The 25,740-nt window shown below is 39.7% G+C and carries 23 protein-coding genes; 15 read left to right on the forward strand and 8 right to left on the reverse strand.

Going from position 1 to position 25,740, the window contains the following annotated elements:
* Window positions 1-70: 70 nt before the first annotated feature.
* A complete protein-coding gene (locus NRL14_RS10085) occupies window positions 71-1,708 on the reverse strand; it encodes a hypothetical protein (RefSeq protein WP_306724571.1) in 1,638 nt (545 codons plus the stop codon).
* A 352-nt stretch (window positions 1,709-2,060) separates the two neighbouring features.
* Between NRL14_RS10085 and NRL14_RS10090 the strand changes: the two genes are divergently transcribed.
* Window positions 2,061-2,525, forward strand: a complete 465-nt coding sequence (locus tag NRL14_RS10090) for a hypothetical protein (protein WP_096794019.1) — start codon at window positions 2,061-2,063, stop codon at window positions 2,523-2,525.
* A 253-nt stretch (window positions 2,526-2,778) separates the two neighbouring features.
* Here the strand turns inward: NRL14_RS10090 and NRL14_RS10095 are convergent, their stop codons facing one another.
* Complete coding sequence (locus NRL14_RS10095; RefSeq protein WP_306724572.1) at window positions 2,779-4,404, reverse strand: tetratricopeptide repeat protein; 1,626 nt, start codon at window positions 4,402-4,404, stop codon at window positions 2,779-2,781.
* 77 nt (window positions 4,405-4,481) lie between these two features.
* Entirely contained in the window at window positions 4,482-5,009 is a 528-nt protein-coding gene (locus tag NRL14_RS10100; RefSeq protein ID WP_306724573.1) for a sugar O-acetyltransferase, read from the reverse strand.
* A gap of 138 nt (window positions 5,010-5,147) precedes the next feature.
* Between NRL14_RS10100 and NRL14_RS10105 the strand changes: the two genes are divergently transcribed.
* The 6 genes from NRL14_RS10105 (at window position 5,148) to NRL14_RS10130 (ending at window position 12,212) form a co-directional block, all read left to right on the forward strand.
* A complete protein-coding gene (locus NRL14_RS10105; RefSeq protein WP_008136027.1) occupies window positions 5,148-5,912 on the forward strand; it encodes a DeoR/GlpR family DNA-binding transcription regulator in 765 nt (254 codons plus the stop codon).
* 40 nt (window positions 5,913-5,952) lie between these two features.
* On the forward strand, window positions 5,953-7,773 hold the full coding sequence (gene glmS / locus NRL14_RS10110; protein ID WP_306724574.1) for a glutamine--fructose-6-phosphate transaminase (isomerizing): 1,821 nt from the start codon (window positions 5,953-5,955) through the stop codon (window positions 7,771-7,773).
* Window positions 7,774-7,884: 111 nt separating this feature from the next.
* A complete protein-coding gene (locus NRL14_RS10115) occupies window positions 7,885-9,072 on the forward strand; it encodes an alpha/beta hydrolase-fold protein (RefSeq protein WP_306724575.1) in 1,188 nt (395 codons plus the stop codon).
* A 263-nt stretch (window positions 9,073-9,335) separates the two neighbouring features.
* Complete coding sequence (locus tag NRL14_RS10120; protein ID WP_149605333.1) at window positions 9,336-9,740, forward strand: DUF6088 family protein; 405 nt, start codon at window positions 9,336-9,338, stop codon at window positions 9,738-9,740.
* A complete protein-coding gene (locus tag NRL14_RS10125) occupies window positions 9,737-10,684 on the forward strand; it encodes a nucleotidyl transferase AbiEii/AbiGii toxin family protein (RefSeq protein ID WP_149605334.1) in 948 nt (315 codons plus the stop codon). Before NRL14_RS10120 ends, NRL14_RS10125 begins: the two co-directional genes overlap by 4 nt.
* 226 nt (window positions 10,685-10,910) lie before the next feature.
* A complete protein-coding gene (locus NRL14_RS10130) occupies window positions 10,911-12,212 on the forward strand; it encodes a DEAD/DEAH box helicase (RefSeq protein ID WP_306724576.1) in 1,302 nt (433 codons plus the stop codon).
* Between the two features lie 98 nt (window positions 12,213-12,310).
* Here NRL14_RS10130 and NRL14_RS10135 read toward each other — a convergent pair whose 3' ends face one another.
* Together NRL14_RS10135 and NRL14_RS10140 are read right to left on the reverse strand one after the other, a co-directional pair.
* Complete coding sequence (locus NRL14_RS10135) at window positions 12,311-13,705, reverse strand: 5-methyltetrahydrofolate--homocysteine methyltransferase (RefSeq protein ID WP_306724577.1); 1,395 nt, start codon at window positions 13,703-13,705, stop codon at window positions 12,311-12,313.
* Window positions 13,706-13,733: 28 nt separating this feature from the next.
* The gene (locus tag NRL14_RS10140) at window positions 13,734-16,154 is read right to left on the reverse strand and encodes a TonB-dependent receptor (protein WP_306724578.1); all 2,421 of its coding nucleotides are present in this window, start codon (window positions 16,152-16,154) and stop codon (window positions 13,734-13,736) included.
* 139 nt (window positions 16,155-16,293) lie between these two features.
* On the opposite strand from NRL14_RS10140, the gene NRL14_RS10145 reads away from it, so the two are divergent.
* Entirely contained in the window at window positions 16,294-16,692 is a 399-nt protein-coding gene (locus NRL14_RS10145) for a MerC domain-containing protein (RefSeq protein ID WP_033030558.1), read from the forward strand.
* A 412-nt stretch (window positions 16,693-17,104) separates the two neighbouring features.
* Here the strand turns inward: NRL14_RS10145 and NRL14_RS10150 are convergent, their stop codons facing one another.
* From NRL14_RS10150 to NRL14_RS10160, 3 genes are all read right to left on the reverse strand, one after another.
* Complete coding sequence (locus NRL14_RS10150; protein WP_007377376.1) at window positions 17,105-17,353, reverse strand: DUF3297 family protein; 249 nt, start codon at window positions 17,351-17,353, stop codon at window positions 17,105-17,107.
* Between the two features lie 231 nt (window positions 17,354-17,584).
* Entirely contained in the window at window positions 17,585-17,794 is a 210-nt protein-coding gene (locus NRL14_RS10155) for a cold-shock protein (RefSeq protein ID WP_007377377.1), read from the reverse strand.
* A 185-nt stretch (window positions 17,795-17,979) separates the two neighbouring features.
* Entirely contained in the window at window positions 17,980-18,189 is a 210-nt protein-coding gene (locus tag NRL14_RS10160) for a cold-shock protein (protein ID WP_006792548.1), read from the reverse strand.
* 851 nt (window positions 18,190-19,040) lie between these two features.
* On the opposite strand from NRL14_RS10160, the gene NRL14_RS10165 reads away from it, so the two are divergent.
* The 7 genes from NRL14_RS10165 (at window position 19,041) to NRL14_RS10195 (ending at window position 25,714) form a co-directional block, all read left to right on the forward strand.
* Window positions 19,041-20,630: an alkaline phosphatase gene (locus NRL14_RS10165; RefSeq protein WP_306724579.1), complete on the forward strand. Its 1,590-nt coding sequence runs from the start codon at window positions 19,041-19,043 to the stop codon at window positions 20,628-20,630.
* 11 nt (window positions 20,631-20,641) lie between these two features.
* Window positions 20,642-22,432 (forward strand): alkaline phosphatase, encoded by a 1,791-nt coding sequence (locus NRL14_RS10170; protein WP_306724580.1) that lies wholly within the window; start codon window positions 20,642-20,644, stop codon window positions 22,430-22,432.
* 138 nt (window positions 22,433-22,570) lie between these two features.
* Window positions 22,571-23,284 (forward strand): hypothetical protein, encoded by a 714-nt coding sequence (locus NRL14_RS10175; RefSeq protein WP_306724581.1) that lies wholly within the window; start codon window positions 22,571-22,573, stop codon window positions 23,282-23,284.
* A 382-nt stretch (window positions 23,285-23,666) separates the two neighbouring features.
* Window positions 23,667-24,017, forward strand: coding sequence for a hypothetical protein (locus NRL14_RS10180; RefSeq protein WP_306724582.1), 351 nt, complete (start codon window positions 23,667-23,669; stop codon window positions 24,015-24,017).
* Complete coding sequence (locus NRL14_RS10185) at window positions 24,002-24,742, forward strand: hypothetical protein (RefSeq protein ID WP_008136061.1); 741 nt, start codon at window positions 24,002-24,004, stop codon at window positions 24,740-24,742. The genes NRL14_RS10180 and NRL14_RS10185 overlap by 16 nt, the downstream gene beginning before the upstream one ends.
* 64 nt (window positions 24,743-24,806) lie before the next feature.
* Window positions 24,807-25,328 carry a YcxB family protein gene (locus tag NRL14_RS10190; protein WP_008136062.1) on the forward strand — a complete coding sequence of 174 codons (522 nt, stop codon included), beginning with the start codon at window positions 24,807-24,809 and terminating at the stop codon, window positions 25,326-25,328.
* 2 nt (window positions 25,329-25,330) lie between these two features.
* Window positions 25,331-25,714 carry a hypothetical protein gene (locus NRL14_RS10195; protein WP_008136064.1) on the forward strand — a complete coding sequence of 128 codons (384 nt, stop codon included), beginning with the start codon at window positions 25,331-25,333 and terminating at the stop codon, window positions 25,712-25,714.
* Window positions 25,715-25,740: the final 26 nt, after the last annotated feature.

The following is a 25,740-nucleotide window of genomic DNA, read 5'->3' on the forward strand; positions in this document are numbered from 1 at the left end:
ATAATTCCTTTGCTTTAAATGTACAAAAGAGGGTAGGAAACACCTACCCCTTATAAATTTCTCGCTGTGTTTAATACACAATTCCTTGCGACTGCGAAGCATTAACATATTGATTAAGCTGAACAGATAGCCAATTTTCTACATCACTACGAAGAGATGCGACGCTATCAGGACCGGCTTGATCGGCATAAAACCATAAGCCTGTAGGCATAGGTGCTGTTACATTTGGGCCACAAGTAAAGTGGTTAGCGGCATACATTACAGCGCCAGAGCTACCAAACTCAAAATGACTATCAGAATAACCGCCATAACCTCGTGCTTTAACATGGGCTTCTGAGTCGAGTGTGAAGTGATAAACTTCGTTAGGTTGCAATAAAAACGGACTTACGTCAGATGAATCAAATCGAGCCCGCATCGTCGAATTTACGCTTGCTTCGTTACCCGAACGGGTAATTATGCCTACAATATTAGTAATTAAATCACTGGCAAGTTGCGCATCGAGTAAGCTACCGGCATTGTCATTCACTATTGCAGCAGTAATACCTAAAGCTGCTTTTATAGTGCCCAGCACCGAGTTAATATCCCATCCAGTGTTAAAGCTCATTGCTGCACCACCGGCTTTATTAAACAATACAATCTCAGGGGCAGAACCAGGTAAATCAACGGCAAACTTTGCGCCATCGGCAGAGTGTGCATTAGTGGCTTTTGACCAAATTTGTCTTGCAGTCCCTTTTACATGGAAACGCGAGGCATAAGTGCCTCTAACTTCTAAGTTTCCTGAACATGAATTACTTTGATTACAATCAAAACCCGCTTTATCGGCACACAGCATTTTTACCGAAAACTCAGTAGAGTTATGGCTTATTGTGTTGTCGTAGCCATAGGCTTTGTGTTTTGACCAACGCTCACCATCGCCTGAATGAAATGCGCCGTAAGCAGTACTGGTAAAGTTAAGTCCGTGTTTAGACATTCCTTTATTGTCACTAGACGTATCAGTTGAGGCTGATGGGGTTGAAGGGTAATTTGTTACCACAGTACCAGAGCCTGTATTTGGCACTACCATTTGGCAGGCGCAGGCTGACTTTGGACCACCCTTTGCATCTTTATTTAATAACTCTTTAATTTCATTATAAGTAGTTGGATCCATTTCCTTGTTATAGCTTAAAACAGAGAGCCCTTTTTTCTTAGGAGCTGCGTAAGTTTCAAACCACGCTTCAAATAACCGTGGATTGTTTATTTCGACAAACTCAGCTAACGAAACCATTTTTTGCATTGTTAACCATTGCTTAAAAAGAGCCGGCTTATATTGTATAAGGTAGCGCGCAAGGTAATAGCTGTCCTCTGGTGAGTGATCAGCAAGCACCGTAGACCATAAATCAAGCGCATTTACGTCTATCTCTTTTATTTGGCTTAAGATTTCTTCGGCCTGATAAGTTGCTGTTAGTTTTTCAATATAATGATTGAGTACCGCTTCTTCATCGTTTTCAGCCATAAAATCAAGCAAAGAAAGCGAGTCAGTAGACCACGCTGAAATAGTCTGCCAAGTTTGTTTGCTAACTTGAGCAGGTGCCATTGCACCATAATCATTTTCTAAAGCGGTAGTACGGTGGTTGGTATTTTCAACAGTACCTGCAAATGCAGTGGTACTTATGATTGCCATATATACAAGAGAACCTAAAGCAAGTGGTGTCATTAATGTACGTTTCATTTTTATTCCTCCATAAATAATAAATAAGCACAAATAATGTGCCCTTTTATATTGCTTGTTTATTTTCATCACGAAAGGAATTAGCAGGGTCAGCAGGGGGCGAGTTTGGTAAAAGTGAGAAAAGTAAGGGGGTGTAAACATGCTGGGCATTATTTTTTGAATTGAATAAATATATATATTTTTAAATACAAAAGCTTAAAAATAAATTTACCCGTTTTTACCCAATTGCCCCATGATTTTAAGTGTGATTTACCTCTCTTTGATGCACACTTTTTGAGTTGATTTTGTATTTAATAGATATGTAAATACAGTCTCAACAACAGGATCAAGTAAATAAATGGAGGTAAATATAATGAAATATACAATTTTAATATCAAGTCTGTTACTAACAACCTTTGCACATGCTCATAGTGCAAAAATGCTGCAAGAAGAACTGCAAGCTAATGCGCAAAACTGCCCTAAAAAGCAAACAACGTTCCTCGCTTCAATGAAAATATCGACAGGAACGTTTTCATTTTTAAAAAGTGATACAAGTAGTGGGTGTACGGAAAAAAGGCTTTCTGCATCAGGTCGAGAAAGCCCGATGTTAGATTGTGGTCAGTTTGATGATTGGCGTTTAGCTTACGATATGGGAAACAATATGTGTGAGTCGTTACACTCAAATATGATGCGTTTTGACAATACATTAAACCCAGATATGCAAATATTTACTCGCTTTGAAGGCCCTTATGAATTTAAAGGGGACGAACATCATCAAAAATTTAAAGCCAACATGGGTGTTACATTAGCGTGTTATGTCTGTGATACAGCAAAATAGCTAAACCTTAGCACGAGGTGATATAAGTGATACCTTGTGCTTTTTAATTCTGATTCAGGTTAAGTAACCTGAACTCTGGATAATAAATCTATCTCTAGCAGCTATTTTCAGCGCTAACTGCGTTGAATTTACTTGCAATAGGCCAGCTATTGACGCGTAAATTCGTCTTGTTTTCATTGAAAATCTCTGGCTAGAGAAAATAAATTTAAATATCACCATGATTCAATACGTTAGTAAATCTCTTAACCAGAGTTCAAGTTAAATAGTGAGGTGAGGCTTTAGCAAGTACTTCAAGCTTTTGTATTTGTTGTTTTAGTTTATGTAAATCATCATGCTCTTCATTGCAGTGGTTAATAACATAATGTGCGGTTTTTATTATATTACGCCAGCGTGGTTTTTTAGGCAGTGTTTTAATCGCTAAATAGCGCTCTAATGTACGCACCCGCAGCCGACCATCATCAATGTTTACTTTCCACATTTTACTTTCTTCTGCTAGCTCAATTCTTGTTTTTGAGCTTGTTTGTTCCCAAATGCTCAGCGATAGCGTCATAACTTCTACAATTAATTGGCGAGTGTCTTGCTCTGTGTCGGTAGCTTCGTTGGGGGCGGCGTTATTCACTGTATTTGGAGGTTTGCTTATTTGTGCTAAATATTTATAGCTGAGCAACATTCCTGCCATAAAGGCACTAAATACTGCTAATACATTATAAAGAGTGAAATAATTATGTTGTGGCTTATTTGGGAGAATATCGGCTTGCTTCAAGCGTAGCTGGTATAGATTGGCCGTATCAGTTCGATTTTGGCGTAACATTGTATTGTAATCTTCAAGCGTACTTAGCGCATCACGGTATTGTTTTGATTGCTGTTGTGACTGAGCGAGTGCGATGTAAAATAACTCTGTTAGTTGGCTGTTTTGATTGTGGTTTTCGGCTAACCCTTGTTTTAATAACACTTGTGCTTCAGTGTCATTACCTTCTAGTTGTTTTAGCTTTGCCTCTATTAATAGCGCCCGTTGGTCGACTTTGTCATTTTGAATAAGGCTACGGGTACGTTTTTGTGTTGCTAGCCATTTATGTGCCTCATTAAGTTTATTTTGAGCTAAAGCGATTTCAGCGAGTAGTAAGTAGGCGCGTGAAGCTTGAGTATGTGCACCACTATTGTTTAACTGCGTAAGCGTTGAATTTATAAGATTTATAGCTTTATCAAACTGTAACTTTTTAAAAAACACCTCAGCTAAGCTTATCAGCGTATGGTTTGCCTTTGTTTGATTGCCAAGTTGTGTATGTAGTAAATGTGCTTGTCGAAATGACACGATAGCATCATCTAATTGATTAATATCTCGCGATATATTACCTAAATTATTTAAAGTAACTGCTTGGCGTTTTAAGTCGTTTAATTGCTTAGCAATGTCGTAACTGTTTAAAAATAAAGTTAAAGCGGTGTCTAAATCCCCAAGCGCTTGATATACATTAGCAAGATCATTCGATGTTTGACCTTCATAACTTAAGTTTTTTAACTGCGTAGCAAGCTTTTGTGTTTTATGAAAATAAGTAAGAGATTGAATATAACCTCTTTGTCTGTATGCATTAATACCGAGTTGTCGCGTTACATGATATTGCTGTGAAATACTTAAACTTTGGCTAAGTAGTTGCTCAAGCTCGGAGTTTGCTAAGGCTAAATCACCAGCTTGTCTGTACAGTACAGCTAATTCTAATTTAGCCTCAAATGATGCTGTTGAGTGTGGCTTGAGTTTACTGATTTTTTGCTTGCAGGTTAAAATGTCACTCGTTATATCAACCGATTTATCCTGCTCACAAACACTTGCCGATACCGGATAAGAAAAAAGTAAAAATATAATAAAAACGATATTTAGAAACATCACTAAGTACGGGTTGCATTTATGTTAAATTAAAAGTAACACAGTATTAACTTTTCGTCATAAAGATTGTGTGACTATTAAATGTTACGTATTTTTTGTGCTGGATTTCCTGCAACCACGGTATTAGCGGTTACGTCTTTGGTGACCACCGAGCCGGCACCAATCACGCTATTATCGCCAATGGTAATACCTGCTAAAATAATAGCTCCCGCGCCAATCCATACGTTATTACCTATAGTTATTGGTGCTGCAAAGTTTTCTTTATTTAAACGCTGAGCTGGGTTTAATGCGTGGGACACAGTTAAAATTTGAACATTAGGGCCAATTAAGCAGTCACTGCCAATCGTTATTGCACCTTCATCAATTGGTGCATCTAATACAGTGCAATTAATGTTTATAAAAGTACGATCACCAATAGTGATCTGATTGCCGTAATCGCAGTGAAAACCAGCTTCAATTATAACGCCCTCACCACATTCCAAAAATAACTCTCTAATACGTTTTAAGTTGCCTTTGCTCGGACTTTTATTAAATAGGCGGCAGGTGTCGCCAGTTTGTTTGCGCAGCGCTAAATATTCTTTGTTTAAACTAGTAAATACTTGCATGTGGTTTCTTTTAAAATAAAGCTTATGGCATTCTACCTTTATTATTATTTGATTAAAGCTGCTTTAATTTCATTCATTCACTTGTCATTTAACTTGTTTCGTTTAAAATCTAATAACTTTCGAAACGAAACTTAATTTATGACTAAACGAAACACACAGCAACGTCGTCACAATATCTTGGTTCAAGTTAATGAGCTAGGTGAAGTCGTGGTTGAAAAGTTAGCACAGCAGTTTCAAACCTCCGAAGTAACCATTCGAAAAGATCTAACCGCGCTTGAAAAAAGTGGTTTATTGCTGCGCCGTTACGGTGGTGCTATTGCATTGCCTAAAGAGATTGTTAGCGATGAAATAGATTCAAAGCGCAAAGTGGCTATAGCTAAAGCTGCAGCCGCCCTCATAAAAGATCATAACCGAATTATTATAGATAGCGGGCGCACTACTGCTGCGATGATCCCCGAGCTTGCAAATAAGCGTGGGTTAGTTGTTATGACCAATGCCATTAAAGTCGCGAGTCGTTTACTATCACTTGAAAACGAGCCGACACTTTTGATGACCGGTGGAACATGGGACCCGCATTCTGAGTCGTTTCAGGGGCAAGTTGCCGAAAATGTATTATGCTCTTACGACTTCGATCAGCTATTTATTGGTGCTGATGGCATAGATGTAAAACGTGGCACAACCACTTTTAATGAGCTGGTGGGTTTGAGCCAAGTTATGGCAAAAGCGGCACGTGAAGTAATCGTAATGGTTGAATCCGACAAGATTGGCCGAAAAATACCAAATTTAGAATTACCGTGGAAAATAGTAACCACATTAATAACCGACAATGGCTTAGCTGACGATAAACGCAAGGCAATTGAGGCGTGTGGTGTAAAACTAATTTGCGCAGAGATTATACAATAGCTACTTAGTAGCAAGTATTTAAAAAATTAATGGAGACACTATGTGTGGAATAGTCGGGGCAGTTGCAGAACGTCCAGTAAACAAAATTTTAGTTGAAGGCCTTAAGCGTCTTGAATACCGTGGTTATGACTCAGCAGGCGTAGCATTGCTTGATGGCAACACACTTAATACTGTTAAAGCAGTAGGTAAAGTAGTTAACGTAGAAGCAGCGCTAGAAAAAGCAGGCGTTAGCGGTCATACAGGTATTGCACACACTCGCTGGGCAACACACGGTAGCGTAACAGAAGCCAATGCACATCCACATGTTTCAAATAGCCAGCTTGCACTTGTCCACAATGGTATTATTGAAAACCATGCAAGCTTACGTGCTGCGCTTAAAGGTGACGGCTATGAATTTTTATCAGACACCGATACCGAAGTTATGGTGCATTTAATTCATCAATTACGCCAACAACACACTACATTGTTAGCCTCTGTTCAAGCTGCTGTTAAACAGTTTGAAGGCGCTTTTGGTACCGTTGTATTTGATAAAGACAACGACAACGAAATTATTGTAGCGCGCTCAGGCAGCCCACTTGTTATTGGTTTAGGCCTTGGTGAAAACTTTATTGCCTCTGACCAACTTGCATTATTACCTGTTACTCGCAGCTTCATCTTTTTAGAAGAAGGCGATGTAGCGCGTATTACCCGCGACACAGTAGAAATTTTTGATGCAGACGGTAACGCCGTTGAGCGTGAAGTTATTGAATCAAACATTACGCAAGATGCATCAGGCAAAGGCGACTACCGCCATTACATGCTAAAAGAAATTTACGAGCAGCCACTTGCTGTACGTAATACCCTTGAAGGACGTTTAAACGACGACCGCGTAGCAATTGATGCCTTTGGCGAAAGCGCTCAGCAAATATTTAAAGATGTGAAACACGTACAAATTATTGCCTGTGGTACGTCTTACCATTCAGGTATGGTTGCACGTTACTGGCTTGAGCAGTTTGCGGGTGTTAGCTGTAATGTAGAAATAGCTTCTGAATTTAGATACCGTCAGTCGTTTGTACACGAAAACAGCCTACTAGTTACTATTTCTCAATCGGGTGAAACAGCCGACACGCTAGCCGCATTACGCCTAGCTAAAGAGCAAGGTTACATGGCCTCAATGACCATTTGTAACGTACCGGGCTCATCGCTTGTACGCGAATCAGACCTTGCCTTTATGACCAAAGCGGGCGCTGAAATTGGCGTTGCATCGACTAAAGCGTTTACTACGCAATTAGTTGGTTTGTTAATGCTTACTGCGTCTATCGCGCAAGAAAAAGGCCTTGATCAAAGTGCGATTGTAAATGCAATTAAAGTACTTCCAGCTAAGTTAGAAGAAACATTACTACTCGCTGATGGTATTGCAGACCTTGCAGAAGAGTTTGCCGACAAGCACCATTCATTATTTTTAGGTCGTGGCTCGCAATACCCAATTGCAATGGAAGGCGCGCTTAAACTTAAAGAGATTTCGTACATTCACGCAGAAGCCTACGCAGCGGGCGAGCTTAAACATGGCCCACTAGCGCTTATTGATGCCGACATGCCAATTATTGTTGTAGCACCAAATAACGAATTGCTAGAAAAACTTAAATCAAATGTAGAAGAAGTACGCGCACGTGGCGGCATTATTTACGTATTCGCAGATAAAGATTCACACTTTGAGTCAGACGACACAATGCGTGTAATCAACGTAAACCACACTGACGACATTATTGCGCCAATTGTTTACACACTGCCATTGCAGCTACTGTCGTACTACGTAGCGGTAATTAAAGGAACTGACGTTGACCAACCACGTAACTTAGCTAAATCGGTTACGGTTGAGTAAAATCAATAGGTTGGTAATTACCTGTTAAAGATAAAAAGGCGCTCAATGCGCCTTTTTTATGCCTGAAACTCTGTTAGATTAAGTAACTCGTTATTCTCTAAGGGATTAGTTATGCGCGTATTTACCGTCCTGTGTTTTGTTAGTTTTTGTATTTTTAGTTCACAAAGTGTTCTTGCACAATCTGACACTAAACAACAAAGTGCTGATTACTCTGTGCACACACATACATTTAAATCGGCTGTTTTAAACGAAGAACGCACAGTTGTCGTTCAGTTACCTAAGAGCTATCAATCTGAGCCAAACAAGGTATATCCTGTTATATATCGCTTAGATGGCGCGGGTAATATACCGCTTGCCAGTGCTGTTATTGAGCGCTTACAAAATGATAATCGTGCGCCCGAGGTTATTATTGTCGCTATTGAAAGCACTAATCGACTCAGAGATTTCTATTCTACAGTGAATAAAGAGCCACAAGGGCCTGTCGGTGAAGGGGGCGGCGCGGCAAAGTTTTTGACGTTCTTTGAGCAAGAGCTCATTCCTTTAGTTAATAAGAATTATCGTACGCATAATTATAAAGTGATTGCTGGCGCATCTGCTGGTGGTGTATTTGCGCTATATGCGTTGCAGGCAAATCCTGAGTTATTCCAAGCGCATATTGCGTATAGCCCTGCGGTTTGGTGGAACTATGGCGCATCGGTAAAAAGTACAAAATCGTTTATAGCTAAAACGAAAGGGCTTAATAGTTACGTTTACATCAATATCGGCGAAGAAGCCGGCATAATGCGCGAAAGGTACGATGAATTGCAGCAAGCTATGCAATTGCATAAAGTGCGAGAGCTACGCTTCTTTAGTGATGCGTTTGATGGTGTCTCGCATAATCTGACTTCCGTTGCTGGTGCATTTAATGCCTATCACAACTTATTTTTGCCTAAACAAATGCCCATAAGTGATTTAACTGACGATGTAGCCTCTATTGATGCTTATTATCAAAACTTATCTCAGCAATGGGGGGAGCAGATTGCGCCACCGGATCGCGCTGTTAGATCACTCGGTTATAACTTAACTGGCAGCAAGCAATTTACCCGTGCTATTGAGGTGTTTAAGTACAATATAAAAAACCACCCAAAATCAGTCGATGCGTTTTCAGCCTTATCTTATGGCTATGAAATGCAAGGCAATACTCGCCAAGCGCTTAAACATATGGAATCTGCTTTAACAATTGCAGACGACTCATATCCTTATATAAATTACTTAAAAGAAACAAAAGCTAGGTTGCAAGCAGAACTGAGTAAGAGCTAATAATATTGTCAACTTAGTTGCTGGCTTTTTATTCAACGAACATTATTACGTTGCTTACTAAGGTTCTATCAATAATTAGGTCGGTTGCAGTTTAAAGTTTATGTCAGTTTTGTTTAGCTTATTTATATTTTTCTATAAACAATAGCTTATATTTTTCGTGTGATAATTTTTGTCGTGTTTTTTCTCTTTTCAGTGCCGTATTATTTTTAGGCAGAGGTGGTTTGAGTTATACTAAAACAAATCATTACGTAGGAGAATTAGACATGACTGCAACTGATCGTATTTATCAAAAAATAAAGCGTTCTCGCCGCTATGTGTTTGAACGTAAAGATTTCGACAATTATGCAAGCTACGATCAGGTTGGTCGTGTGTTAAAGCAATTAGTCGATAAAGGCATACTGATGAAAATTGGCTATGGTTTGTATACTAAAGCAACGATAAATAGTCTTACTAACAGGCCGATGCCAACCAGCCCAGGCGGCACTGACGCAATAATGCGTGAAATTTTAAAGTTACGCGGTGTAGACTTTGAGATGGATGCCATGTCATTGAGGAGTATTAACGGTGAATCTACCCAAATACCCGCGTCTATTAAGTACAGCTGGGATTCTAAGCAATTTAACCGAAATCTTAAAGTTGGCAATAGGGTGTTGAGTTATCGCAGATGAGCATACTAAAACTGAAAAAACAGTTTCTTGAGGTATCAGATGCGTTGGATTTAGGTAATCCATCGATTCCAGAAAAAGATTATTGGGTAGTGTCTCTTCTTGCTATGTTGGAATATGTAAAAAGTGAAAGTCATCAACTGGTTTTTTCTGGCGGAACTGCATTGGCTAAATCCAATATTAAAATCCTGCGAATGTCTGAAGACGTCGACATAAAATTGATTCCTACTGCTGAGTTTATCAAAAAGGGCAAGGGGGTAAAGAAACAAGCTCGCAAAGCGCTGATTGAACATATCATAATGAAGTTGTCTGACCATCCTTATCTTAATTACACTGATAAAACGGTGAATGATGAATATCGCCATGTCGAAATAGAAATAAAATACCCACAGCAATATCACCAAGCACCGTGCCTACGCCCGTATATAAAATTAGAGTTTATTGAGACTATTGAACTGCATGGCACTGAGCGTCGCTCTATTTCATCGCTGGTAGCGCAGAGCTATAAACAACCTGCCGAAGTTAAGGCTATATTATGTGTATCGATTAATTCTACGCTGGTTGAAAAAGTACTTTCTATGTTGCGCCGTACTATGTCAGTTAAACGAAACCCAAATTCAAATCGTAAGGATGATGATACGTTGGTTCGTCATATTTATGATGTTCATTGTATTAGTGTTGGGCATAAGATTGATATGAATGTGTTACGCCCGATGTTTGATTTAATTCTGGAAGAAGATAGGCTCCGATTTGGCAGTCAACATCAGGAGTTTGTTGACGATCCCCGTAATGAGCTAAAGCTGGGATTGGAGGAGCTTCAAAACAATGAGAAGTTTCGTGAGCGTTTTACCGCGTTTGTTGCACCAATGGTATACAGCCAAAATCCTCATGACTTTGATACTTGCATTGCCTCATTTAAAGTAATTTCAGAGCAGCTTATTGGGTGACATTTAATTCATTCATTTAAGTGCTTTGAATAAAAGGATTATTCTAAACACATTAATTAAGTGCGGGATAAACTCGCGTCTACAAACACACAAATCTGCTCGCAACTTATAGCTCGAATCGCGCAGCTGTTACCTAAAAGACATTAAAATCACTAACCCCTACTTAATAAGCGGTAAATACGCTAAAATTGCAGGCTACTTTTTTAGCAATAAGCCCGTAATAAATATGACCTCAGCCACAAGCCCTAGCACTTTTTCCGAACTTGGCCTTATTCCAGAGCTATTAGCTCGTTTAACCGATTTGGAATATACCCAGCCTACACCTATTCAAGCTAAGGCTATACCTAGTGTGCTTGCGGGCAGTGACCTAATTGCAGGGGCAAATACGGGTTCAGGTAAAACGGCAACGTTTGCATTACCTATGTTGCAAAAAGCTTTCCTTGAGCAGGGCGCTAAAAATACTGCGAGCAAAGGTAACTTTGTAACGGGACTTATTTTAGTGCCGACTCGTGAGCTTGCTACGCAAGTGGCCGATAGCGTTAAATCGTATTCTGCAAATTTTAATGGCGCGATTAAAACGGTTGCGGTGTTTGGTGGTGTGTCGGTTAATACACAAATGCAGGCACTTCGTGGTGGCGCTGATATTATTGTGGCAACACCTGGTCGCTTACTCGATTTAATCTCAAGCAATGCGATTAAGCTCGATAATGTAACTACGCTTGTGCTTGATGAAGCCGACCGTATGCTAAGCCTTGGCTTTACCGAAGAGCTGGCTGACCTTTTAGCGTTAATGCCTGCTAAAAAACAAACCATGTTGTTTTCAGCAACTTTCCCTGAGCAAGTTAAGCTATTAACGCAAGAGCTTTTAAACGACCCTGTTGAAATACAAGTACAAAACAAAGATGAAAGCACCTTAGTACAGCGTGTTTTTACCGTAAACAAAGGTGAAAAAACCACAGTTTTAGCGCATTTAATTAAAACCCATAAATGGCGCCAAGCGCTGATTTTTGTGAACGCTAAAAAAGACTGTGAGCATTTAGCGGCTAAGCTTGAAAAACGGGGTGTTAATGCACAAGTTTTCCATGGCGATAAAGGCCAAAGTGAACGTACTCGCGTAATAGAAAAATTTAAAGCGGGCGAAATAGAGGTACTTATCGCAACCGATATTGCTGCACGTGGTTTGGATATTGAAAAGCTGCCAGTGGTAATAAACTTTAATCTACCACGCAGTCCTGCTGATTACATGCACCGTATTGGCCGAAGCGGCCGTGCCGGTGAAGTTGGCCTAGCGTTATCACTGATTGATTATGAAGACTTTCATCACTTTAGAATCATCGAGAAGAAAAACAAGCTACGTTTAGAACGCGAAGAGGTTACAGGCTTTGCCGTAAACCAAGCCAACCTTGATGCCGCACAAGCGCTTAAAAATGAAAAGCCAATGGCAAAACCAGAAGGCACAGGCAAGAAAAAGAAAAAAAATAAAGCCGATGATATAGATGATGTATGGAGTGGCTGGCGCCGTAAGTAACAATAGAGCTAAATAAATAGCTGTAAAACACCCGTAATTAGTAGACCTAATTACGGGTGTTTTGTTTTGTGGCTTTAACTTAAAGCGTTAGTTTTAAATTAATGGTCGTGACCTTCATCTTCTACCTCTTCTGCAATCCCTAACCAGGTAATGCTTGCAGGTGGAAAAGTTAACTCTAGCTCACCTTCAACTTCTAGATCTTCTAGGTGTACTTGCACTATGTGTTGAGCAATTGGGTCGGCAATATAAGCAAACTGACCATTTTGCGCCACTGTCATACTAAAGCTCATTCCTTCGGGCATTGTGGTTACGTCTGCTTGAGTAATATCTACTTGGCCTGCGAGTTCCCAATGCATTTCGCCATCATGGTCGTGTGCGCTAAATACATTTAAAAAGCCTAGACTGTCGAGTACTAAAAAGTGTTCACCACTGGCTGAAAAAGAATAAGATACAGCACTTGCGCCATCAGCAAGTTGCCATTCTACTTCTTCCATTTCTGCGGTTGCTGGTTTAATAGTTACAATGACAGCCTCGCCTCCGCCATGGCCAGATGCTATGCCAATAAAGCTCTCGCTATCTTCGTGGCCATAAATACTACCAATACGAAGATCGCCTACAGCTACAATGTTTGCTATTTTTTCAGCTTCGTACTCATCACCTTGCTGGTGGGCAATCAATACACCATCGCCACAACCAAATACAACATAATCGTGATTTTGTGCTGCGCCGTGTAAATCGGGGCAGGTTACTTCTAACGTTTGCTCCAGTTCGTAATTACCATCGTGAAGATGATATACACCCACTTGATCGGGAAGTACTTTGGCATTAGATGTGCTACTTGCATCGTCTCGACGAATGGTTGAGAGTAAATGTTCACCGCGAGGCTCAGCTACACCATGCATGTTAATATCGTAGTTAATGCCAGTAAGTGTGGCTGTTGCATTGGTAATATCGTTATCGGTTAATACTTCAACCGAAGCAGAAGCGCCTGAATCTGCATCGCCATCGTAAAATATTGCTAATTGTCCGTCGTGAGTTATTAAGTGTGTAGGGCGGCTGCCGCTTGTAAGCTCGTAACTACTAAACACCGGGCTTTGCTCGTAATCATGTAAATGAGCGCCGTGATCTTCGCGCCACATACCGCCGTCTATAAACCCTAGGTAATCTTGGGTACGATTAGCAATAACAGCATAACGAAAGTCAGGTGATGCAGATAACGTGTTTGAGTCATCGTTTAATACAAACGTATCAAGTAGTGCGTTATCGTCTAAATCAAAAAAGCTCGCTTCGTTGCTGTCACTTGCCAGAACAGCAAGCCTGCCAAATGAGCTTATGGTATAGCCGTCGTCATGCTCGTCATCACTTTTATGCTCGTCATCTACCACAGCAATAGGATCTTTTTCTACAATGTTGGTTTCTGCATCGCCACAGGCGGTAATTAATGTGCTGCTTACTGCAAGTGCTATCAATTTTAGTTTGAATAATTTGGTCATATTAGTTTCCCTTTATTTAAAATTCTTTTTAGAAGTAACCGCGAATACCAAGTGCGAAACTTCGTCCTGGGCGTGGCGCTATCTCTTTTAAAAATGAGCTATGAACGCGTGCCTCTGTATCTGTTAGGTTTGTACCTTTTAAATACAGAGATAGGTCTTGATTAAGTATTGATAGGTCGTAACTCACACTGGCGTCAATTAGGGTGTAACCGTCTGTCGCGGTTTCTTCAGGAGCCGTGCGATCTTGATCTTGGTAGCGAGTTACATGAATATGCGCACTTAATTTTTCGGTGTTGTAGCTTAGCTCGCTGCCAAAACGTAGTGGAGGTGTACGCGGCAGGTCGCCGCCGTCTTTTAAACGTGCACGCACATAATCTGAAAATAAATCTAACTTAAACTCATCTGTTAATTGCCACGCAATTTGCGCTTCAAAACCATGTAAAATTACATCATCTGTTTTAAATAAATAAACGGGTAGCTCTTCTGAGTGCTCGTCCTCGTCGTCATGATTGTGCTCATCTTCATCATGGTTGTGGCCACTTTCGGCGTATAAGCCGGTATTTATTTGGTAGTAATAGTTGTCTACTTGGTTATAAAAGGCGTTAAATATAAAGCCAATATCACCTTGGGTTTTACGAAAGGTTAAATCAATATTATTGGCAGTTTCTAGGTCTATTGTTTGCTCAGACAAACCTAAATGGCCATCTTCATCTAAATCAAATAAGGCGCCAACTTCATAAGTTGCGGTGCCAATATGTGGCCCAAACGACAATAATTCAGACGCAGAAGGTGCGCGCTCTGAGCGCGATACCGAAAGCCCTAAGTTATAGTTAGGTGTAAAGTCCCATACTACACCGGCCGACAAACTGACTGGCGTAAATTCATGCTCTGCATCAAATACGCGAGTAAAATTGGTTTCTTCTTCGTGATTATGATCGTCATGTTCATCACTTTCATTATGTGCATGAGCATCAATACTTGGCAGTAATACATTGCTTGCGTTAAGTTCTACGCGCTCTATTCGGCCACCTAATTGCACTAAAAAGTCGCCAAAGTGCCTTTCTTCCATTAACGCTACAGCAAAGCTTTCGGTCTCTGATGGCGGTGTAAAAGCTTCTTCACCTTGCGCCTCTACATCACTATTTTTATAGTGAAAACTAAAGCCGCCATTCCACTCGCTAAATTGGTTATGTAGTAGGTCTATGCGTAATTCGTTTGTTTCGTTTTTAAAGGTAGTGCCAACAGCGCCACCCTCAATTTCAGCGTGTTCGTAGTCGGTATGGCCAGCGCGCAGATTTACCTTGTTTAGCCACTTATTATTTAGATTGAATTCACCTAGTAATTGCACTTTGGTTTGTTCTAAATCAGCAAATACGCTTTCTTCTTCGTCGCTGTGCTCTTCCTCTTCCTCTTCTTCCTCTTCCTCGCCGTGCGTATGGCCTGGAATGCCGTATTGACGATTAAATTGCTCTACTGCTAAGCCAATAAATCCGTTATCCATTAAATAGCTAGCGCCAACAGTAAAACCGTCAGACTCTTCATTACTGTTTTCAACAGTGTAATCGCCACTATGGCTTTCACCATCGCTATCTATATCGGCAGCTACAGGCACCTCGTAGTCGTCGGCCTCACGCCAAAATGCATCGGCGTAAAAAGCCACCGAGTCTGTGCCTGTGGTGGCATTAAACGAGGCTACTTTTTGATTATCTACTGAGTTGTGCTCTACGTTCCATTCGCCGCGTGTTGTGCTGTCGGTTGGTACGCGATTATCAACTATATTTACAACGCCCCCAATAGCGCCACTTCCGTAAAATAAGGTCGCAGGACCGCGTAATACTTCAATTTGTTGTGCGGTAGAAGCCTCTGATGCTACCGAGTGATCGGGGCCAACGCGCGACACATCACTTACATCAAGGCCATTTTGAGTTATAAGTACACGGGGGCCACTTAGTCCACGAATGATTGGTGTACTCGCCACCTTGCCATGAAAATTGGTATTTACACCGGGGAGTTTTTCAAGGGTGTCACCTAGTGTAGCGGCTTGATCGCGCCTTAATTTTTCGCCTGATAAAACGCTGACTGGTGAGGCTGACTCCATAGCCGACATATGAATTGGTGTTGCCTCAATGTCTATTACTTCAATAGGTGAGCGCTGAAGCGAAAACGATACAGAGCGTGTTTCATCTGTGTCTATAGTAATATCACGATGTAAATGCGCATAACCTGGCGCAACGATGTGAAGCTCTTTGAGTCCATTGTTTAGTTTGGCTATTACAAAGTGACCGTTTTTATCGGTGGTGACTTTTATGTCTGAGCCTTCAAGTTCTATTACAGCATTACTTATAGCGCTGCCTTGTGTATTTACCACTGTGCCTTGAATGGTTTTTGCAAGCACACTCGCGGGAAATAAAGCGGCTATTAAAAGAGCTAACTGTGATTTTTTTTTCATTCTACCTTACTCTTGGTATGTTATATTGTATCAATTGTGCTTCAAATGTTATAATGTAGCAAGTGTAATTAACGATTGTTATTTAAATGCTCATGCAAAAGTAAATATTTATTTTAGACATTGATTAGTAGAGGAAAAAATGAAATCGAGTCAAAGTGTAATGGATCGTCTAGCAATAGGGCTTTCGTTAATGTGTACAGTGCATTGTTTTGCAACGCCAATTATTTTAGTACTTCTACCTAGTTTGGCAGCACTACAACTAGATAACGAACAGTTTCATATATGGATATTAATGGCGGTGCTACCCACAAGTTTACTTGCGTTAAGCTTAGGCTGTAAAAAACATAAACAGTTTAGTTATATGGCTTTTGGGATTGTGGGGTTGTGCTTAATGTTACTTGCTATTTTTATAGGGCATGAAGGTGCAGAAAAGGCGCTAACTTTAACTGGCTCAGCTTTTATAGCTGTAGCACATTGGTTTAACTATCGTCAGTGTCTTAAAAAAGAAGATGAGGATTGTCCGTGCTCAGGTAATTAATCTTATCAAATAGTTTAATGCCTATATTATGGTGGTATAGCTCTCATCGACTAAATGAATATTGATTTATATTAAAGACTCAGCTTTAAAAGGCGAGTTTTATACCAATCAGCAGTAATACTTGATTAATTTGAGGGCTTAAACCTGATGCTAACTGTGTTAAAAGTTTCTGATATACGACTGCATGGATGCAGGAGATAGAGCAATGCAGGAGCAATTAGTGATAACAACTAAATAACGAAATTTTTGCTTTGTAATCGACACGATTTTCTTAACTAAAAATAGCTCACTTAATTAAGCAGATTGGTATTAAATTTAAAAACACTATAAAAACACTATAAAAACACTATAAAAACACACAAAAAAAGCGACTACCTAATAAGGTGTCGCTTTTTTAGTAAGCATTATTAGCTTACTTGTAAAAGGCTTCAACAGTGCCTTTTCTTGTAAGTAAAAGTGGTTGCCCGCGACGATCAAGCCCTTTTGGAGATGCAAATTTTATCCAACCTTCGCTGATGCAGTATTCTTCAACATCAAAACGTTCTTTGCCGTTGAACGTGATACCAATATCGTGTTCAAAAACGTCTTCCACATGATGTGGGCTGCGTGGATTAATAGAAAGGCGATCTGGTAAAGCAGGTTTTGCGGTAGTGTCGTTCATGGTCATATTCTATATTGAATGAAGTATGCGCTATTGTAGGCAATACAAAGCTTTCGCTCAAGAGAGATAGTGGTAAATGTGTTTAAAAATGTACTAATTAATGAGTTGTGTATACAAATGAGATTGAGCTTGGAAAATATTTACAGAGGAGGATTTTGAAGATATTTGACTAAAAAATGATAAAGGTAAAATATTAATGGGTTATCTCTAACCCACTAAATTGTTTAGCAATTAGATGCAAACAATGTTTTCGGCTTGTGGGCCTTTTTGACCTTGTGTAACAGTAAACTGTACACGTTGGCCTTCAGCTAAAGTTTTAAAACCGTCGCCAGAGATTGCGCTAAAATGTGCAAAAACGTCTGCGCCAGATTCTTGCTCGATAAAACCAAAACCTTTTGCTTCGTTAAACCATTTTACTGAACCAGTAGTTGTATTAGACATAATATGTATCCTAAAAAATTAATATAAGTGTGCCTGAAAAGAGGCGATTGAGCCGGAAAAAATAGTTAACTTGAGGATATCGTGTAGGATTATTACTAAAACAACTCGGTACTAACAAATAAAACAGAACTTCTTTCAAACTAGTATTCAAAATGGGTTATTGCTAACCCATTTAACGAAAGCAATTAGATGCTAACGATGTTTTCAGCTTGTGGGCCTTTTTGACCTTGAGTAACAGTAAACTGTACACGTTGGCCTTCAGCTAAAGTTTTGAAACCGTCACCAGAGATTGCGCTGAAATGAGCGAAAACGTCAGGACCAGATTCTTGCTCGATGAAACCAAAACCTTTTGCTTCATTGAAAAATTTAACTGTACCAGTTGTAGTATTAGACATAATAGTATCCTAAGAATTAATAAAAGTGCGCCTTAAATTAAGGCAATTTAACAGGAAGAAAACATACATTTAACTGAGGATAACGCGAAGGATTATTACTAATATCAACGTGGTACTTACAAATAAATAGGGTTTTCTATCAACCCGATGCGAAGCAGGATAACAGTAAGTTAAGCCGTATACCAAGCTTTATTGTGATTTTATTTTAGAAGTACTACTTTTTTATCTGTTAATTATTAGCCAGTTTACTAACACCTATGCAGATTTGTTTTTTAAAATTAAATTAAAGCTTTTTAAATCAGTTTGTTATGTTTTATTTTGTGTTCTTTTAAGTGAATTAAATAGAAACCTCAAGTGCTTAAAACGCCTATCACTTATCTGTTTAATTTTTATATGGATCTTAGATTATTTAATTGACTGGCTCTAAATTGCAAATTTAGGTGCTAATAATGTAATCCAAAGTGTTTCAGTAATTATTTAAATAATCGATTTTATGTCCACTTTGATGGGTTTTACCCCTTTTTATATTTATGGAGGCAAGCGTAATTAAAAAATAACAAAAGGTTATTGGCGTTTTTAATCACTATATAAAAGGTGAAAAGTAACTACTTGTTATACGGGCGATACTCAGTTCTATCAACATAGGCGAGTGTAACTCAGTCGCTTTAAGCCAGAGTTATAGCATTTAACATGCTGCGCTTTTTTATGTCTTTTTTTTGTAAAATATTAGTCACTTTTTGTTCACCAAAATTACCTTTTTTAGTCATATCTTTTTTCTATAGTGCAGCGGTTACTCATTTGAGATTTTTAACTTCAAGCAAAAAATAACCACTAAACAATGGGAATTATGAATGAAAATTAAAAAAGTCGCTGCGGCAATCGCGCTAACGTTAACGTTTAGCGCAGTGAGCCATGCAGATGTACTACCGCAAAGCCAAAAAGACAGCAGCTGGTATAGCGCTGCGCAAACTAAACTAACAACAAAAACAGCACAAGCGCAGGCTACACAAGCCACTAAAGCTAAAAACGTTATTTTATTTGTGGGCGATGGCATGGGTATTTCTACTCTTACCGCCGCGCGTATTTTGCAAGGGCAGCGTAATAACCAACCTGGCGAAGAAGGTTATTTAAGCTTTGAAGAGTTCCCATACTCTGCACAAGTTAAAACGTATAACGTAGATGCGCAAACTCCCGATTCAGCAGGCACGATGACGGCTATTATTTCGGGTGTGAAAACCGATGTGGGCGTTATTGGTGTAGATGAAGATATTGAACGCGGCGTGTGTTCAACAGTAGCTGGTAACGAGCTAATAACCGCAACTGAATTGGCTGAAATTAAAGGGCTATCTACCGGCGTTATTTCTACAGCACGTATTACTCATGCAACCCCTGCTGCAACGTATGCTAAATCGGCTGACCGTAACTGGGAAGACGTATCCGATATGCCAGAAGATGCCGTAACGGGTGGCTGTGAAGACATTGCATCGCAACTGGTTAACTTTGAAAAAAACCTGGAAGCACGATTTGTAGGGACCGACGTAGACGGTCTTGATTTTGTAATGGGTGGCGGTCGTCGTCACTTTTTACCAAAAGACGAAACAGCTAACTCAACAGATGCAGTAAGTGCTATTGAAGGCGACCGCACTGACGAGCGCAACCTAGTAACTGAGTGGCAAACACAATACCCAGATGCTACGTACGTGATGGATCAAACAGGCTTTGATGCAATAGCAGACGATGCCACTAAAGTATTTGGTTTATTTAACGAATCCCACATGCAATACGAAGCTGACCGCGCAAACGATGTAGCGGGCGAGCCTTCGCTTACCGATATGACCACTAAAGCAATTGAAGTGCTTGGTAAAAACGATAACGGTTTTTTCTTAACGGTTGAGTCGGGCCGAATTGACCACGCGCATCATGCGGGTAATGCGTACAACGCGCTTAACGACACCATTGAGTTTGCTAAAGCCGTGCAAGCAGCGGTAGATAACACCAATCCAGAAGAAACCCTTATTTTAGTCACCGCCGATCACAGTCATGTATTTACTATTGCAGGCTACCCTAAGCGTGGTAATCCAATTTTAGGTCAAGTAGTTGCAGTAGGTGCAACAACACCAAGCCTAGCTGCTGACGATATGCCGTACACCACAGTCGGTTACGCAAATGGTTTAGGTTTTAGAGACCTAGGCGACGAGACTGATGCTGATGCAAGTTACACAAGTGCTGCTGTAGCAGGGCGTGTTGAGCTAAATGGCGTTGATACAACAACCCCAGGTTTTCACCAAGAAGCAACTGTACCAATGGGGTCAGAAACACACGCAGGTGAAGATATTTCACTGCATGCTAAAGGTCCTGGTGCTCAGCTAGCCCAAGGTGTAATTGAACAAAACGTTGTATTTCATCTAATTAATCAAGCTCTTGAACTAATTCAGCAATAATGGCGGCTAACATGAACAAATTAACGGTACTTTCTTTGGCAGTAATGGTCGCGCTTGCAGGTTGCTCGAGTGACGATAACAAAAATGAAAACAATATTATCGCAGTAGATAACGCTATTGCAGTGGGCTCTGAGCAGTGTATTAATGGCGGTGTAGAGACGCAAGTAGGCGCAGATACCAATAATAACGACATGCTAGATAGCAACGAAGTTAACTCAACTAATTTAGTGTGTAATGCACCTGCAACGGCGTTAACAAGCGAGCAGTTAGCTTCACTCACTAGTAATACATGGTTTAGTGAAGCACAAACAAAATTAGGTGCTGCACAAACAGCCAGTAGCAACATTGTTACTGAATCAGGCAAAGCTAAAAACGTAATTTTATTTGTGGGCGATGGTATGGGTATTTCTACCATAACCGCAGCACGTATTTTAGCGGGTCAGTTAGAGGGTGAAATGGGTGAAGAACACCAGTTAAGCTTTGAAACTATGCCTTTTTCGGGCTTTGTAAAAACATACAACGTAGATGCGCAAACGCCAGATTCGGCAGGCACTATGACTGCAATGGCATCGGGTGTTAAAACCGACGCAGGCGTTATTGGTATTGATGAAGCGGTTGAACGTGGTAATTGTGCATCAGGCAAAGGGCACGAACTTGTTACCTCGTTAGAGCTTGCTGAAATTGCAGGCAAAGCAACAGGGATTATTTCTACAGCGCGTATTACTCACGCAACACCCGCTGCAACGTATGCTAAATCGGCAGAGCGTAACTGGGAAGATATCTCCGATATGCCAGAAAGCGCTGCAACGTGTGAAGACATTGCATCGCAACTAGTGAACTTTGAAGCCAACCTAGAAGTACGCTTTAGTGGTGTTGATGTAGACGGTATTGACGTAGTAATGGGCGGCGGTCGTCGTCACTTTTTACCAAAAGATGCCGCGTTTAATTCAGCCGATGCAGTAAGTGCAGTTGAAGGGGATCGTACAGATAACCGCGACTTAACCGCAGAGTGGAAAACGCAGTATCCAAATGGCACTTACGTAATGGATCAAACCGGTTTTGATGCAATAAGTAACGACGCCACTAAAGTGTTAGGCTTATTTAACGAATCCCACATGCAGTACGAAGCTGACCGCGCAAACGATGTTGCAGGCGAGCCTTCGCTTTCACAAATGACCGAAAAAGCAATAAACGTACTTGATAACAACGAGCAAGGTTTTTTCTTAACTGTTGAGTCGGGTCGAATTGACCACGCGCATCATGCGGGTAACGCTTATAACGCGTTAAACGACACCATTGAGCTTGCCAAAGCCGTTAAAGTGGCGATGGAAAACACCAACCCAGAAGAAACATTAATAGTTGTAACTGCCGATCACAGCCATGTATTTACCATTGCCGGTTACCCTAAACGCGGTAACCCAATTTTAGGTAAAGTGGTTGCAGTAGGCGCTACTGAGGCAAGCTTAGCTGCCGATGATATGCCTTATACAACGGTTGGTTACACCAATGGTGGTGGTTTTAGAAACCTAGGCAGCGAGACCGATGCCGATGCAGGTTATGCCTTTGCACCGGTTACAGGGCGTGTTGATTTAACTGATGTTGATACAACAACACCTGGTTTTCATCAAGAAGCACTGGTACCAATGGGCTCAGAAACACATGCCGGTGAAGACGTAGGCGTTTATGCAATGGGGCCAGGTGCACACTTGGTAACAGGCACAAACGAGCAAAGCTTTTTATTCCATGTAATGGACTTTGCCGCTGACTTTGTAAAAACAGCAGACGAAAAACTAGCGCAATAAATACCGGCTAGTTATAAATTTAGTTAAATATATCTAAATAAAAACCCCGCATACTGTGCGGGGTTTTTGTCATTAAACTGACATTTATAATCGTTATGTTATTGCCATAAACCTGAAATATAAATAAGAGATAGCTAAATGAAAAAAGCGTTATTAATAATTGCCACGCTTGTGAGTACAAGTAGCTTTGCCTCGCAATGTGATATTGATGCCAAGCATTTAAAAGCCGATTATAAAATTACCAACAGTCATAAAGCGCAGCAAAGCAGCGAGTCACTTACCCTTTGGCGAAACAACCAGCAAGTAGCGCATCAAAGTGAAGTAATAACCGAGCTTTGGCAGCACTTAGCCAATAATCAAATACGCCCAATACGTTACTTTAATGCCCAGCAACGCGGTATTGAATATCAACCATCTGAGGTACGCGGCGTACAAAACTGGAGTGCTAAAAGCCAGCTGGTGGATAACCACCTAATCGAAAAAATGACCCTAGTAAGCACACAAGGCACAGGCTGCTATGAAGTAAAAAACTATACACTGAGCGAAAATGGCAACGACTTTAACCTCGCCTTTTATACGCATTCAAAATTAGTTAAAACATTTAGCATTAGTAATAAAAAAAACCAAACCAGTACATTGCTAAGCCTTAATAAGGTAAGTACAGATGAGCCGTTAATTAGTGCTCAATTTGCACAGTGGGATCGTTTTCAAACCACCGATTACGCCGACATTGGCGATAACGAAAATGACCCATTTTTAGCTAAAATGATAAACCTTGGTTTTATTGAGCACAGTGCAACAGGTTTTTACAACCAGCAAGGCGAGGCTATTCAAGGCGGGCATCACCACTAGGTTTTAGTTGAGTTTTAATGTGGCGTAAAACGAGCTTGCTGTGTTAGGGGGGAGATTTATACTTCAGTCAGCAAGCTGTGGTGAGCTACCAACCGCCCTCTAAAATAAAGTGAATTTAAAATACTTCCGCCTAAACAATACCTCGAATAACCGTCCCTTCTTATAAATGAGCATAACTTTTTACTAATTATTTATAGTTGGCAATAACTTACGCTATTTGATACTAATAGAAGTCCACGCAATAGGGATGTTTGCAACAGTGCCTATTAACAAAGCTGTTATATGGGGAATTAAATGCGAGTACTTTTAGTTATATGCTTTGTATGGACTCACTTGTTATTTTCCTGCGGCAATGTTTAAACAAAGTTAGAAGTTGCTTCATATGACAAGGTATATATTTAGTCTTTTATTTGTTTTATTACTATCTGGGTGTGATTTTAAAGTAACTGGGGCCGATGAGAAATTTGGTACACAAAACTTTGTATCTGCTATTTCTCTAATTGAACTACATAAAACCCGCAATGGGGTATACCCAAACACTTTAGCTGAACTGGATTTTTTAGGTGATTGGGATGGTATTTGGTTGTCCGCTGTTACATATGAAAAAAATGATGACGGCTACAATTTATATCTTGAAAGAGGCTGGGCTGGTAAGCCCACATTAGAGTTTCCTGTAAGCTTCAAGCAAGGTCTAGGTATTAAACAAACCAATATAAAATGGGTAAAAAATTAATTACCAAAGGTGAAACAGTTGTTTATAAGGAGTTTGCGTTGAGAACACGTATTATGAATTTTATTGAGAAATCTAATCAGGTATTACTATTTATTGCTGCGATAGTTGTAATTTTTGCTATTGGTAAGAGCCTTATTAGTGATCTTTTTAAAAGTGGCTATTCTGCGCCTAAGGTTCAGGTGATTGAACATAGCGTAGCCCTTGATGAAGAACCAAAGTTACAAAAAAATTATATTGGTCAAATCAAAGATGTTCACATTTTAGAAATCACGTCTGACAAAATAATAAATCAAAAACCTTACAGCGCTAATGCTGAGATTATTATTTCATCAGCACTGAGTTTGAGTCGTAATGCAGTAAATTTAATGTTTACTAAAGCTGGCGAGAAAAACAAAGTGTTATTCAAAAATAACGTATTAATTGTAGGCTTTTCTCCGGTTCAATTAAAAGAAACCAGTTACCAAAGCGTTCTAAGTAAAAACATCTTCTCAGTTGTACAAAAAGATACAAATAAAAATGGCTTTTTAAATAGTGATGACCAAAAAGAGTTATTAGTTTCTGAATACGACGGCTCTGGCTTGAAATCTATTATGGATAATATTGAAGGCTATCAGCTAATTAGTAATAATATGGTATTAATTTATACCAAGCCGGAGAGTGAAGCACTTTATTATATTTTTGATGTACTATCAGGTGAGTTGGTTAAGCTTGATACACGCTTGTAGTTAGCTATTTACTTAAACACAAAACTTAATTGTGCGCTAAAAAGCGTTCTATATGGACATTACTATGCTCAAATCTATTACTGTTACTAAAAAGAATTATACCGACTATGCTGATTTTATAATAAAAAAGTTGTGTGCGCCTAAAGATAATAAAGGTTTAGGGTTTATAAAAAACATGATTGTATGGTTTGTGCTAGCCGTTGTTCTTATGACTTTTTTTCAGGTTGAGTCTATTCGCCTTTCTGACTTTCATTGGCCAAGTGGGTTAATTGTAGCAGTGCCATTTTTAATATTAATTATTGTATTTTTATACAATAATTATAAGTTAAAAGAGCAATCAATCCCCAATGAAAATGGCGTAATGATTGGCAATAAAACAATTGAATTTCAAGCTGATGGCATTTGCGAGACTAATCATCTTGGAAGTTACTTTTATAAATGGCAAGCCGTTGAAGCAATGGAAGAAAATAAAGGTGATTTATATATATTTGTAGACAAGTTATTGGCTTTAATAATCCCAGCTAGCACATTTACAAACGAAGCCGAAAAAGAAGAACTAAAAGCATTTATTAAAGCTCATATTTAGTCATGCGTAATTTTATAAATATTTACACCGTCTTAGTGTTTATTTTAATGCTTATACCTATTTCATCAATGGGAAGTGAAAAACCAGCTAACACTACCGATGAAAAATGGGGTAAGTATCTAGAGCATAGAGCTGCTTGGAATAAAATGCTTAAAGAGCGTTATGAAAATAAGTTAAAGCATACTCCGCCAAAACCGCCTTGGATTAAATTTCCAAATTATCATCCGAGCGATATATTTTGGAGAATGGGTGACGGCGAAAGCTACATAAGTGACTATTTTTCTATCTATTTTCAGTACGCTTCTAAGGCTGAAATAAATGCTTATAAGGTTAAATATCCTGAAAATTTAGATTGGCGTGGAACATATAAGCGCTTTGAACACTAACTAAAAAGTACAGCTATGCTTTCAGA

The sequence above is a fragment of the Pseudoalteromonas sp. 20-92 genome (assembly GCF_030847595.1).
GTDB classification, from domain to species: Bacteria; Pseudomonadota; Gammaproteobacteria; order Enterobacterales; family Alteromonadaceae; genus Pseudoalteromonas; species Pseudoalteromonas fuliginea.